A 12,866-nucleotide genomic window follows, 5' to 3' on the forward strand; every position below is an offset into this window, starting at 1 on the left:
GCTCATTCGCGGGCATGGCCCGCTCCTACAACAAACCGGCACCACATCCTTTTGATTTCTTGACCATTCTGGAAGGCCGAGCATGACCAACACTCCACAATTCCCGCTGGCCGCCGTAGTCGCCGCCGATGAGCTGAAGCTGGCGCTGTGCCTGGCGGCCATCGACCCGGCGATTGGCGGGGTGTTGATCGAGGGGCCGCGCGGCATGGCCAAATCGACCCTGGCCCGCGGGGTGGCCGAGCTGCTGCCCGGTGGGCATTTCGTCACCCTGCCGCTGGGCGCCAGCGAAGAGCGCATCGTCGGCACCCTCGACCTGGACGCGGCCCTGAGTGAGGGTCGTGCGCAGTTCTGCCCCGGCCTGCTGGCCAAGGCCGATGGCGGTGTGCTCTACGTCGACGAGGTCAATCTGCTGCCGGACCACCTGGTCGACCTGCTGCTGGACGTCGCCGCCAGCGGGGTCAACCACATCGAACGCGACGGCATCTCGCATAACCACCAAGCGCGCTTCGTGCTGATCGGCACCATGAACCCGGAAGAAGGCGAGTTGCGCCCGCAACTGCTGGATCGCTTCGGCCTCAACGTGGTGCTCGGCGCCCAACCGCAACCGGCCGAACGCGCCGAAATCGTCCGCCGCCGGCTGGCCTTCGACGCCGACCCGCAGGCCTTCCTGCACCGCTGGGCCGAGCCGCAGAGCGCCCTGCAACAACGCTGCGTAAATGCCCGCGAGCGGCTGACGCGGATCGCCCTGGACGACGCCAGCCTGGATGAAATCGCCCAACGCTGCTTTGCCGCCGGGGTCGACGGCCTGCGCGCCGACCTGGTCTGGCTGCGCGCTGCCCGGGCCCATGCCGCCTGGCGTGGCGTCGAGGCGATAGGCGCCGAGGACATCGACGCGGTGGAGCATTTCGCCCTGCTGCACCGCCGCCACCACACGCCGCCACCCGCGGCCCAACCGCCACAATCACCACAATCGCCACCCGCCACCAACCCGCAGTCGGGGCACAGCGGCGGCGAAGGCCAATGGGGCGAACTGCCCGCGCAACCGATCCCGATGGGGGCACAGCGCGCGCTGCCGCGCTGGCCAAAAAAGCCCTGAGCATCCGCCCGCGACAGGTCATTGGCGCGGATGCCCGACCCCGACCCGGCCGTCTCGACGCAGGCCGCCACGGCGCCTCCCGACACGGCGAAACGGGCGCGATCGACTGGCTCGCCACCCTGCTACGCGGCCGCCCACGACGCCAAGCAGACCTGCAACGGCGACCACGCAGCCGCCGGCCCGGCGAGCTCTGGCTGGTAATAGTCGACGCCTCCGCCTCCACCCGCCGCCACGGCGCCCTGGCCCAGGCCAAAGGTCTGCTCGCCACGCTGTTCGAGCAGGCCTACCGCCAACGCAGCCGTCTCGCCGTGCTGCACGCCACCGGTCAACGGCCGCACTGGCACTGGCAAGGCCAGAAAGCCTCCCCTGCCCTGCACAACTGGCTGGCCCAGCTCAGCGCCGGCGGCGGCACCCCGCTGCTCGAGGCCCTGCAACAGGCCGCGGTCTGGCTGGAACGGCGCCAACGGCAAAAACCGGCCGAACAGCAACGCCTGCTGATCCTCACCGACGGGCGCTTGAAGGATTGGCCAACCCTGTTGCCGGCAGAGTGTCCGGCGTTCTTGGTGGATATCGAAAGCGGGCCGCTGCGCCTGGGCCGGGCCCGGCGCTTGGCTCAGGAGTTGGGCGCACAGTACTGCGCGATCGAGGATCTGTAACCCCGCGCAACGCCCGCGAGATGCCGAAGTCACACCGCCAGGCGGCTAAAACCTTGCTCAACCGCGGACCAATCGACGCCGCCAACCCGAAGGGCAGCGCTGGCTGGCGCCGGCCAGCCCATCAACGTGCGAGCGGTCAGGCCAGCTCGACGCGGTTGCGGCCAGCTTGCTTGGCGCTATAGGTCGCATTATCCACCTGACGCAGCAGATCCTCGCCTTGCTGCCCTTGCTGCCAGGCGGCTACGCCAAAGCTCGCGGTCACCGGGCCGGCTATCGGGATGTCGTGGTTGGCCAGCGTCTGGCACAGGGTGGCAGCCAGACTCAGTGCACTCTGAACATTGGTATGCGGGCAGAGAATAACCAGCTCCTCGCCACCAATGCGGCAGAACATGTCGCTGTTGCGCAGGCGCGGGCCGATGCTACGGCAGGCCTCTTTGAGGACCGTATCGCCCACCTCGTGCCCCCAGCGATCATTGATGGCCTTGAAATGGTCCAGATCGAGCATGATCAGCGAAAAGTCGATGCCGTAACGCTGGGCCAACACAACCAGGCGGTCCAGGTTGCTGATGAAATAGCGGCGGTTGTAGATACCGGTCAGCTCGTCGGTGATGGCCTGCTGCCTCAGTGCTTCCTCGCGGTCTTTCAGCTCGGTGATATCGATGAACGAGCCATACCAGACAAAGGAGTCGTCAGGCTGCCTTTCCGCATAGGACTCGCCACGCAGCCAGCGCACACCCTTTTCCGGCAGGAACACGCGGAAGTCGCAACTCCACGGGTCGCCCACCTTCATCGACTCGACGGTAACCGCCCGGATGGTTTCCAGGTCCTCGGCGTGCACCCGTTTGAACAACGGGCTATTGGCATAGCTGGTGCCGATGACCTCCTCCGGCTCAAGCTCGAAAAGCCCGCGTACGCTGGCGCTGCAGTAGGCGAAATGACCTTGGCCAAGCGATTTCAGGTGGTACTGGTAGAGCATGTTGGGGATGCGCTGGGTCAGCCGTTGCAGGAACGCCTTGTTTTCCTTGATGGTCTCCAGCAGCGCCGCGTACTCACTGACGTCGATGATGATCCCCAGGTGCTCGACCAGCTCTCCGTTGTCATCGAAGGTCGCGCCCTGCCTCAGTTCGCCAACGAAGACGCTGCCGTCCTGGCGCCGGTACATCCACTCCATGGCTTTGCCCGTGCCTTCGAGGTCGCTGGACAGCCGCTCGATGAACGCTTCATCACTCAGTTGCGCATAGTCGGGACTCTGCTCAGCACGGCGCCGCTGGTCGATTTCTTCTCGCACGTGCAGGCATTCGACGATACGGCGGCCAAGCATTTGCGCCTGGCTGAAGCCGAATAGCTTCTCCGCCCCGGCACTGAACAAGGTAATCCGGCCCTCGGGATCGCTGGCGATCACGGCAAACTGCGTGGCGGCATCGAGCAGCTTCTGAGTTCTTCGGTTCAGGGCTTTGATATGTTCCTTGCGCGCCGTCAGCTCCTCGACAATGCGCTGGGCCTTGCGCTGCTGAAAGCGCGAGGAGGCATACAGCACGCAGAGCAAGAGCCCCTGAAGAGCCATCGCCAACCCGCCCCAGAAATGCCGAGCGGCGTCATGGGGCATCCAATAGAACACCCCCACGCCGATGCTGATGAGCAGGCAGACCAGGAGCCCGATGAAATGACTGTGGAGGTGCACGCTGGCAACCCTGGACTGCACTGAATCGCTCATAGACCACCTTGGCTTTAATCCTTTTCAGCTGTTGGCGCACAAGCCAGGTCTGGTGTTCTTCACCGCTGTGCCGCGCACGAAACTCATCCGCCAACCCCGCCAGCATAGCTTTCGACAAGGTCACCGGCCTGGTCGGGCACATCACGGACTGACCGAAGAGTCATTATATGCTCGAACAACCCTTGCACGAGCGGCTGGTGGCTGATCGCAATCACCGTCGTTGCGGGCAGGTCATCGCGTAACTGGCGTAAAAGGGTGCCCGCGCTGGCCTCGTCAAGCTGGTTGGTGGCTTCATCCAGGTAGAGCGTATCCGGGCGATAAAGCAACGCGCGTGCCAGGCTCAGGCGCTGTTGCTCGCCGCCGGACAGCTCGCGGCTCCACTCGGCGTCACGCTGCAACTGATCGCGGCAATGACCCAGGCCGACCCGTTCGAGTACGGCGATCAGCTCGCTGTCCGGCGGTATTCGCGTGTCGGGATAGGCCAGCAGCTGCGCCAGCGGCGCGCTCGCCAGGTAGGGCTGTTGTGGCAGCAGCAAGCTGCGCCCCCGAGGCAACTGCCAGGTGCCCTGGTAGAAGGGCCATAAACCGTGCAGGGTCCTGAGCAGGGTGGATTTGCCCAGCCCACTGCGCCCCGCGAGCCGCAACCAAACGCCGGGACGCACGCGCACATTCAGGGGCGCCAGCAATGGGCTGCCATCCGGGCGTAGCACGCGCAGGTCCTGCAGCACCAGTTCGGGCCCCAGGCCAATCGGCTCGCGAACCTGTTCACGGCTGGCCTCGATGGCGCGCTGGAACTGATCCAGGCGCTGCACCGTGGCACTCCACTCGGCGAGTTGGCGGTAGGCGAAAATGAACCAACTGATCGAGCCCTGTACCGCCCCGAACGCGCTGCGAATCTGCATCAGACCACCGAGCGTGATGGTCTTGGCCAGAAAAGCCGGCAGAGCGGCGAAAATCGGAATCATCAGGTTGAAGCGGTTGTAGCCGTTGGTGAAGAAGCCCAGGGTGCGTTCCCGATCCATCAGCGCCCGCCAGTTCCCGGCAATGGCACGAAAGCGTTGGTCGAGCTGACGCGCCTCCACGGCCTCGCCACGGTACAAGGCAATTTGTTCGGCATGCTCGCGTTTGCGCAGCAGGCTGGCGCGAAAGTCAGCTTCGCATTGTTGCTGGCGATAATTCAGCTGCTTCAAGGGTCGCCCGATCATATGGGTGATGGCGCAACAGAGCAGCGTGTAGCCCACCGCGACCCAGACCAGCCAGCCCTCGATGCTCAGCCGCAGGCCAGCAATCTCAACGCGTTGTACGCCCGACAATTGCCACAGAATCATGGCGAACGCACTGCCTTGGGCCAGGTTGATGATGAAGGACACCAGCAGATCAACGCTGTGATTCACCAGCAGGTCGACATCCTCGGCGATGCGCTGATCCGGGTTATCCGGTTCCGCGTTGAACCCCAGCCGGTAGAAAGCCTGGCCGCCCAGCCATTGTTCGATCAGCGCCATGGTCATGGCCTGGCGCCAGTGCAGGATCAAGGCCTTGCGCAACCAGTCCTTGTAGACCATGACCAGCACGAACAGGCCGAGGTAGAGCGCGTATTCGCTCAGCAGGGCGTATAACGCGTCGGTCCTGTACTCGCCGAGGGCGTCGTAAAAGGTCTTGCTCCACTCATTGAGCAGCACGTTGATGCGCACGATCAACAAGCCCATGGCGATTACGCAACCCAGCAGCAGCCAGGCCCGCCATTGCTGACGGCTGCGCCAGAACGGCGCGACGAGACGGAAAAAGGTTTTCAGGGTATGCATCGCAACGACTTCGTAACGGCACTGCCCGGTAGGCAGCAGGTGGCACGCGGTTGGCCGCGTGCCTGGACGGGGATTTGACGCGAGTGGCCGGCGGCCTAGAAGTCCACTGAAGCCGAGACCGCCACGGTACGCGGCGCGCCGAGGTACAACGTGCCACGGTCGGCCGAGGCCCAATAGTCCTTGTCCGTGAGGTTTTCCACGTTCAGCCGCAGCGTGGTGGCATGCCCGGCCAGGCGGGTGCTGTAACGCATGCCGGCGTCGTAACGCGTCCAGGCCTGCAAGACGCGCTGGTTGTTGGCGTCATAGGACTGCTCGCCAGTACGCACCAGACCCGTCTGCACGGCCAGGCCAGGCACACCCGGCACATCCCAGTCGAGGCTAGCCGTGAAGCTGTATTCCGGAATACCGCGTGCCGTGTTGCCATTATTGGCCGTGGTGGAGGTGCGCTCCGTCACCGCATCAACCTTGCTTACCCCGCTGTAAACCCGCAAGCCGGCGAGCACCTCGCCGTAAACGCTCAGCTCCACGCCACGGTTTTTCTGCAGACCGTCCATTACGTAGTATCGGGTGACCGGGTCGGTAAACAGGCTGGCGCGCTCGATTTCATACAGGGCCAGCGCCAGGCCGTAGCGGCCAAAATCGGCTTTGGCGCCGATTTCCTTCTGCTTAGCCTTGGTCGGCGGGAACAACTCGCCCCTGTTCAGCGCGGTATTGGGGGCAATCGCGCCTTCCTCCAACGCTTCGACCTTGTTGGCATACAGCGACAGCCACGGCAGCGCCTTGAACACCACGCCATAGGCTGGCGTCCAGGCATCATCGGCATAGCGACTGCTGCGAACACCGCTGTAGCCGTTGTAGGCCACCGTTTCGATATCCGTATTACGGGCCCCCAGCAGCAACAGCAGGCGATCATCGAACAGGCTGATTTCATCACTGACGAAATAGCCGGTGGTGGTGGTCTCGCTGGTCTTGTGCGGCGGCAAGGGCAAGTACTGCCCAGGGGTTTTCGGCGCTTCGACCGGCTCGTAGAGGTTGGAAATGATACTCACCGGAGTACTGGTGAAGGCGCTCCAGCCCTGCGAACCATATTGATTGCCGCCAAAGGTCAGACGATGGCCGATGCCGGCGGTATCGAAGCGGGTGCGCAGCAATACCTCGGAGGACTCGTACTGCCACTTCGCATGGCTGTAGCCGACATTGCCGATACTGAGCGCGCCGTTGGCATTGGTCAGGGTCTCGGAGTAGGACAACTGGCGCTCCTCATCACGGGCACGACCATGGGCCACCGACAGCGTCCAGTCCTCGGCAAAATCCCATTCGGCACGGCCGACCAGCAGATTGTAGTCACGCGTGTAGCGCCCCCACGGCTGGGTGAAAAGCTTGCTGGCATCCGGCGCATCGGGGATCGGTACACCGTTGGCCAGGCTGATACCCTGGGCGCTGCCGGTCTGCTGGGCGCGTTCGTTACCGATGTAGTCGAGATACAGGCGCACCGTCTCACCCTGGTAGTCCAGGCCCAGGCTGCCGGTGTCGCTGCGGCGGGCCGAGGGCTCGACGGAGGTTTCGCCATCCTGGTAGGCCAGGTTGATCCGTGCACCGAAGGCATTGTCCTCGCCAAAACGGCGGCCGATATCGGCCGTGCTGCCGAATATGCTGTCGGACACATACTCCAGCCCCATGCGCGTCAACGGTTCGGCCTCGGCGCGCTTGGGAATCATGTTCAAGGTGCCGCCGACATTGCCCGGCCGGCCGTTGAGGAAAGCGCTCGAGCCGAGCTGGGCTTCGATGCGGGCAAAAGGCTCGAGCGGCACCTGCCGGTTCATCAACCCCGGCAACCCGTCGAACGCGCCCTCGCCGGTGGATGATTTGAAGCCACGGAAATACAGGATATCGGCCTGGGAGTTGTCGCCATTCTGGGCGGTCGTCACACCCACGCTGTACTTCAGCACTTCCGCGACCGAGCGGGCCTGAATGTCTTTGACAAAGGTATCGGTGAACGCCGCGACCGAAAACGGCACATCGATGATTTCCCGTTCGCCGAGGATGCCGAGCCGCCCGGCGCGGGCTATCTGCTCGCCGCCGTAGGTGCCAGCAGCGAATTCGGAGTCCGCGGAGACGTTGGTCGCCGGCAGTTCGGCGGCCGAAACCTTGCGCAACGAATAGCTGCCATCATCGTGAGGCACCAGCTCGAGCGCGCTACCACTGAGCAGCTTCTGCAGGCCGGCCAGGGCGCTGAAGCGGCCCTTGAGCCCCGGGCTACTGAGACCTTCGGTCAAGGCCGGGTCGAAAGACAGCGAGATACCGGCATCCAGGGCAATGCTCGATAACGCACGGCCAAGCGGGCCAGGGGCGATCGCGTAGTCCCGTGCAACCTGGATGTCGCTGTTCTGCTCGGCATGACCGGGCAAGGCCAGGCCGGCGCCGCCCAAAAGCGTGGCGGACAACAGTGCGCGGCTGATGGCCCGCGTAAGACGTGGGTTAAGGGCGCGCGAGGCCGTGGTTGGGTGCATGGGTGATAGTCCTTTGTCGAGGCAAGTGAGGGGTTTCATCACCTGCCAGACGAAATGGAAAAAGGTCTCACCCTCGACGATATTTTTTGTTCTTTCTAAGCCGGACCCACGCTGATCCAGAACCGCGTGACCGAGCTGACGCTGACGGGATAGGTGCCTTGCAACATGCGCAAGCAGCGCGCCGTCTCGCGCACCGGGAAGGCACCGGAGACCCGCAGGCCCGCCACGACGGGATCGCAGCGCAATACACCGCGCTGGTAACGGGCCATTTCCGCCAGCAGTTCGGCCAACGGCAGGTTGTCGGCCAGCAGCATGCCGCGCGTCCAGGCCGTGGCCCCTGGGGCCAGGGACGCAGGTTGTGAGATGGCCGTGGCCGTGAACGAGGCTTGCTCCCCGGCACGTAGCAGGCGCGTGGCGGTCGCGCCGTCGGCGCCGGCCTGGTTGCAGGTCAGCTCCAGCGCCCCTTCCTGCAACGCGACCTGCGTCAGCCGGGCATCGCTGCGCACGCTGAAGCGGGTACCTAAAGCACGGATGGCACCTTGCGGGGTGGACACCACGAAAGGGCGCGCCACCGCCATGGGGTCCGGCGCGGTGACGACCTGGATTTCCCCCGCCAGCACGTTAAGCAGACGGTGCGTCGCGTCGAAGCGCAGGTTTACCGAGGTCGCGGTGTTGAGCATCAACTGGCTGCCATCGGTCAATTCCAGCTCGCGCCACTCGCCGGGCGCGGTGTGCAGATCGGCCGTCCATTCCTGCCACGGGCTGAGTTTCCACACCGACAGCCCCACCGGCAATGCCCCCAGCAACACCGCCAACTGTTTGATAAAGACCCGTCGGTCCTTGTCCAGCGGGCGGTCGAGCACCGACATCGCCAACTGCGGCGGTAAGCCACCCAGCCTCTGCAACAACAACTCGGCTCGCGCCCAGGCACGCTCATGCTCGGGGCTTTGTTGGCACCAGGCGGCCCAGGCGGCGCGGTCCTCGGCACTGACCTGGTCATCGCTCAGGCGCACCAACCAGCCGGCCGCCTGATCGAGCAGCGGGGCGGCAATTGGGGCTGTCGATTGGGGGGGCACTGCTTCGGCTGTGCCCGCGCGCGAATCTGCATCCATAACGGCGGGCCTATTCAAGAAAAACCAGACAGTGACGGAAAGCCTGTTGCATATAGCGTTTGACCGAGCCCAGCGACACATTCAACTGCCGGGCGATCTCTTCGTATTTCAGTCCATCGAGCTGCGCCAGCAAAAACGTGCGACGCACCAAGGGCGGCAGGTTGCACAGCATGTCGTCGATTTCATGCAGCGTTTGCAGCATCATCAGGCCCTGTTCCGGCCCGGGCGCCTCGGCCGGCGGCAGCGTCGCCAGGGCTTGCAGGTAGGCGCGCTCCAAAGACTGGCGCCGACACCAGTTGATCATCAACCCTTTGGCCACGGTGGTCAGAAAGGCTCTGGGCTCGCGCAGCTCGGGAACATGCCGGGAAGCGAGGATGCGCAAGAAGGTATCCTGCGCCAGATCGGCTGCCGTTTCAGTGCAGCCCAGGCGTTTTCTCAACCAGCTTTTCAACCACGGATGATGATCGCAATAAAGGCTGGCTATCTCGGCCTGTACGACTCCCTGCTTGATCACGATCGATTACACCCTGCGCCTTCATGGCAAGACTACACACTCACCCAGCATGGGCGATGCTCATTCGCAGCAGCCCTTGGGTTGCATTTGATAATAATTATCATCTTGCCATAAAAGTGGCAATCCGCCCACGATGAGTGGCTTGATCGCACCCATCTGCACTGACTGGGCAGACGACCCGCTGCGTTGCTCGCTGTGTCCGGGGCTCCCCGCATTCGCGAGGATGACGGCATAAAAGCAAATCTCCCCGCCAAACTCGTCATTCCCGCGCAAGCGGGAACCCAGTAAGTGGATGAGCGCTCGGCTCTAACGGCTCTACGACACAGCTTTGCGACGGATCTAGGCGGGTAGCAGCGCGCTGAGCAAGCTCTGCGGGTCGGCGAACTCGCGATCCACCGCCGGTAGCGGCGGTCGGCGCAGCACCAGCACCGGCAGGCCCAGCTCCCGCGCCACTTGCAGCTTGGGTTCGGTGGACTGGCTGCCGCTGTTCTTGCTGATCAGCACATCGCTGCGCAACCGGGCGAAGAGTTCGCGTTCGCCTGCCAGATTGAACGGGCCGCGGGCGCCGATCACTTCGGCCCGCTCGTTGCCGGGCAAGGATTGCAGGCAGCGCACGGTCCAGTGCTGCGACTCGGGAATCTCGTGCAAGTGCTCCAGCGGTTCGCGGCCGAGGGTGAACAGCGGGCGCTGGAACGCCTGCAGGGCGGCGATCAGTTCGGTCCAGTCCGCCACTTCCCGCCAGTCGTCGCCGGCTTGCGCCTGCCAGCCGGGGCGGCGCAATGCCCAACAGGGAACGCCGGCCAATTGTGCAGCGGCAGCGGCGTTGGCGCTGATCTGCGCGGCGTAGGGATGGGTGGCATCCACCAACAGGCCGATGCCGGCCTCGACGAGAAAGGCGGCCAAACCCTCGGCCCCGCCAAAACCACCGACCCGCACCTGGCAGCTCAGGTCATCCGGCACCCGGCCCAGGCCGGCCAGGCTGTAGACATGTTGGGGGCCGAGCCGGCGGGCGATGGCCAGGGCCTCGGTAATGCCGCCGAGCAGAAGGATACGGCTCATGGGCGCTCGATCGCCGTGCCCACGAGCCGGCCCTCGCGGTCGATGGCGAACACTTCCAGCGCCACCTGCGGCGGGACTGTCTTGCGGGCGAATGCCAGGGCGTGAGCGCACACCGCGTCGCCGAGTTTTACCCCGGCGGCGCTGGCCAGGGCCAAGGCCTGCTGGCTGGTGTTGGCGCCCAGCATGGCTTGCTGCAATGCGCTGGAGGCGCCGATCTCAGCGGCCCAGCCGGCCAGTTGCGGCAGGTCGATGCTGGAGTGGCGGCTGTGCAGGTCCATGTGCCCGGCGGCGAGCTTGCTGATCTTGCCGAAGCCGCCGCAGATGCTCAGCTTGTCCACCGGGGCCTTGCGCAGATGCTTGAGCACCGCGCCGACAAAGTCGCCCATCTCGATCAAGGCGGTATCCGCCAGCCCATAGTGCTGGCGCATGCGCTCTTCGCTGGCATTGCCGGTGCAGGCCGCCAGGTGCTGGAAACCGTTGGCGCGCGCGACGTCGATGCCCTGGTGGATCGAGGCGATATAGGCCGCGCAGGAGAACGGCCGGACGATGCCACTGGTGCCGAGAATCGACAGCCCGCCAAGAATGCCCAGCCGTGGGTTCATGGTTTTCAGCGCCAGCGCTTCGCCGTCCTCGACCCCGATCGCCACCTCGAAGCCGCCGCCATAGCGGTATTCGTCGGCTAATTGCGTGAGGTGCTGGGTCATCATCTGCCGTGGCACCGGGTTGATCGCCGGCGCGCCCACGGGCAGGGTCAAACCGGGCTTGGTCACGGTGCCGACCCCCGGGCCGGCATGAAAACGCACACCGGGCTCGGCGCTCAGCCGCACGCGGGCGAACACCAGCGCGCCGTGGGTCACATCCGGGTCATCGCCGGCGTCCTTGAGGGTGCCGGCTTCGGCGCCATCGTCGAACAGCCGGCAGAACTCCAAACGCATCAACACCTGCTGGCCTTTGGGCAGGACGATTTCCACCGCATCGCTGGCCGCGCCACCGAGCAACAGCCGTGCGGCGGCCAGGCTGGTGGCCGTGGCGCAACTGCCGGTGGTGTAGCCGCTGCGCAGAGGCGCTGGCTGTTCGGGGGTTTCGTCACGCATGCTCAGGAAACCGTGGGCTTGATGGCATCCAGAAGAGTAATAGGCAATGCCGCTCGCCAGGTATCGAAATCGCCCAGGGGTTGCGCCTGGGCGACGCTGATACGCGTCAGCTCACCGCCATGGGTTGCACGCCAGGCCACCAGCGTCGCCTCGCTTTGCAGCGTTACGGCATTGGCCACCAGCCGCCCGCCAGGACGCAGCTGCGCCCAGCACTGCTCCAGCACACCGGGCACGGTGACGCCGCCGCCGATAAAGATCGCATCGGGCCCAGGCAAACCCTGCAAGGCTTCGGGCGCGCTGCCGGCGATCAATTGCAGTGCCGGCACGCCGAGGGCTTCGCGGTTCTGCGCGATCAGGGCCTGGCGCCCGGCATTGGCCTCGATAGCGATGGCGCGACAACTGGGATGGGCACGCATCCACTCGATACCGATGGAGCCGCAACCCGCGCCAACATCCCACAGCAACTCACCCGGCTTGGGTGCCAGGCGCGCCAGAGTGATGGCGCGCACATCGCGCTTGGTCAGTTGGCCGTCATGGGCGAAGGCGCTGTCCGCCAGGCCGGAGGTCAAGGGCAGCAGACGCGCCTCGGGACTCGCCAGACAATCGATCGCCAGCACATTCAGCGCTGCGACCGCACTCAGGCTCCAGCCTTCGGCGCGGCCATCGATGCAACGCTCCAGTGGGCCGCCGAGGTGTTCGAGCACGCGCAAACGGCTGGCGCCAAAGCCGCGCTCGACCAGCAAAGCGGCGATGGCGGCCGGGCTGCTGCCATCATTGCTCAGCACCAGCAAACGCGCGCCGGGGTGAATCTGCACCTGCAGCGCCGCCAGCGGCCGACCGACCACCGACAGGCAGACGACATCCTGCAAGGGCCAGCCGAGCCGTGCAGCCGCCAGGGAAAACGACGACGGCGCCGGCAACACGCGCAACTCCTCGGCCGGCAACTGCCGCGCCAGGCTGGCGCCAACGCCGAACAACATCGGATCGCCACTGGCCAATACGCAGACCGGCGTGCCGCGGGCTTGCAGTACGGGCGTGAGGGCGAAGGGACTCGGCCAGGCCTGACGTTGGCCACGCAGGCACACCGGCAGCAGGTCGAGCTGCCGCGGGCCGCCGACGATCAACCTGGCGTCCAACAGCGCCCGGCGCGCGGTTTTACCCAGCCCGCTGTAACCGTCTTCCCCGATCCCCACCACTGTCAGCCAAGGCGACATTCACCACTCCTAAACCTATTCATGATCTGCTGCGCGTCGGCGAGGCGGCATGGGAAACCCGCCAGCCGCCGACGAGGAGGCTTTTCCTGGGGCCG

Annotated in this window: 10 protein-coding genes; 2 read left to right on the forward strand and 8 right to left on the reverse strand. The window is 65.1% G+C overall.

The annotated features are described in order from the left end of the window. Positions 1 to 82 precede the first annotated feature (82 nt). Positions 83 to 1,096: a magnesium chelatase ATPase subunit I gene (locus tag AC3IYG_RS22310; protein WP_489311646.1), complete on the forward strand. Its 1,014-nt coding sequence runs from the start codon at positions 83 to 85 to the stop codon at positions 1,094 to 1,096. Positions 1,097 to 1,116: 20 nt separating this feature from the next. After that, entirely contained in the window at positions 1,117 to 1,752 is a 636-nt protein-coding gene (locus AC3IYG_RS22315; protein WP_489313988.1) for a vWA domain-containing protein, read from the forward strand. Between the two features lie 136 nt (positions 1,753 to 1,888). On the opposite strand, the gene AC3IYG_RS22320 is transcribed toward AC3IYG_RS22315, so the two are convergent. The 8 genes from AC3IYG_RS22320 to cbiE form a co-directional block, all read right to left on the reverse strand. Continuing rightward, positions 1,889 to 3,466, reverse strand: coding sequence for a sensor domain-containing diguanylate cyclase (locus tag AC3IYG_RS22320; protein WP_489311647.1), 1,578 nt, complete (start codon positions 3,464 to 3,466; stop codon positions 1,889 to 1,891). Positions 3,467 to 3,549: 83 nt separating this feature from the next. Beyond that, positions 3,550 to 5,268 carry an ABC transporter ATP-binding protein/permease gene (locus tag AC3IYG_RS22325; protein WP_489311648.1) on the reverse strand — a complete coding sequence of 573 codons (1,719 nt, stop codon included), beginning with the start codon at positions 5,266 to 5,268 and terminating at the stop codon, positions 3,550 to 3,552. 95 nt (positions 5,269 to 5,363) lie between these two features. Continuing rightward, positions 5,364 to 7,778, reverse strand: a complete 2,415-nt coding sequence (locus tag AC3IYG_RS22330) for a TonB-dependent siderophore receptor (RefSeq protein ID WP_489311649.1) — start codon at positions 7,776 to 7,778, stop codon at positions 5,364 to 5,366. A gap of 95 nt (positions 7,779 to 7,873) precedes the next feature. After that, entirely contained in the window at positions 7,874 to 8,890 is a 1,017-nt protein-coding gene (locus AC3IYG_RS22335) for a FecR domain-containing protein (RefSeq protein WP_489332144.1), read from the reverse strand. A 10-nt stretch (positions 8,891 to 8,900) separates the two neighbouring features. Continuing rightward, positions 8,901 to 9,404 (reverse strand): sigma-70 family RNA polymerase sigma factor, encoded by a 504-nt coding sequence (locus tag AC3IYG_RS22340; RefSeq protein ID WP_489311651.1) that lies wholly within the window; start codon positions 9,402 to 9,404, stop codon positions 8,901 to 8,903. 339 nt (positions 9,405 to 9,743) lie between these two features. Continuing rightward, positions 9,744 to 10,463 carry a cobalt-precorrin-6A reductase gene (locus AC3IYG_RS22345; protein ID WP_489311652.1) on the reverse strand — a complete coding sequence of 240 codons (720 nt, stop codon included), beginning with the start codon at positions 10,461 to 10,463 and terminating at the stop codon, positions 9,744 to 9,746. Beyond that, positions 10,460 to 11,557: a cobalt-precorrin-5B (C(1))-methyltransferase gene (locus tag AC3IYG_RS22350; RefSeq protein WP_489311653.1), complete on the reverse strand. Its 1,098-nt coding sequence runs from the start codon at positions 11,555 to 11,557 to the stop codon at positions 10,460 to 10,462. Before AC3IYG_RS22350 ends, AC3IYG_RS22345 begins: the two co-directional genes overlap by 4 nt. A gap of 2 nt (positions 11,558 to 11,559) precedes the next feature. Further along, the gene (gene cbiE, locus AC3IYG_RS22355; RefSeq protein ID WP_489311654.1) at positions 11,560 to 12,771 is read right to left on the reverse strand and encodes a precorrin-6y C5,15-methyltransferase (decarboxylating) subunit CbiE; all 1,212 of its coding nucleotides are present in this window, start codon (positions 12,769 to 12,771) and stop codon (positions 11,560 to 11,562) included. Positions 12,772 to 12,866 lie beyond the last annotated feature (95 nt).

Source organism: Pseudomonas sp. KH_027 (assembly GCF_057838565.1).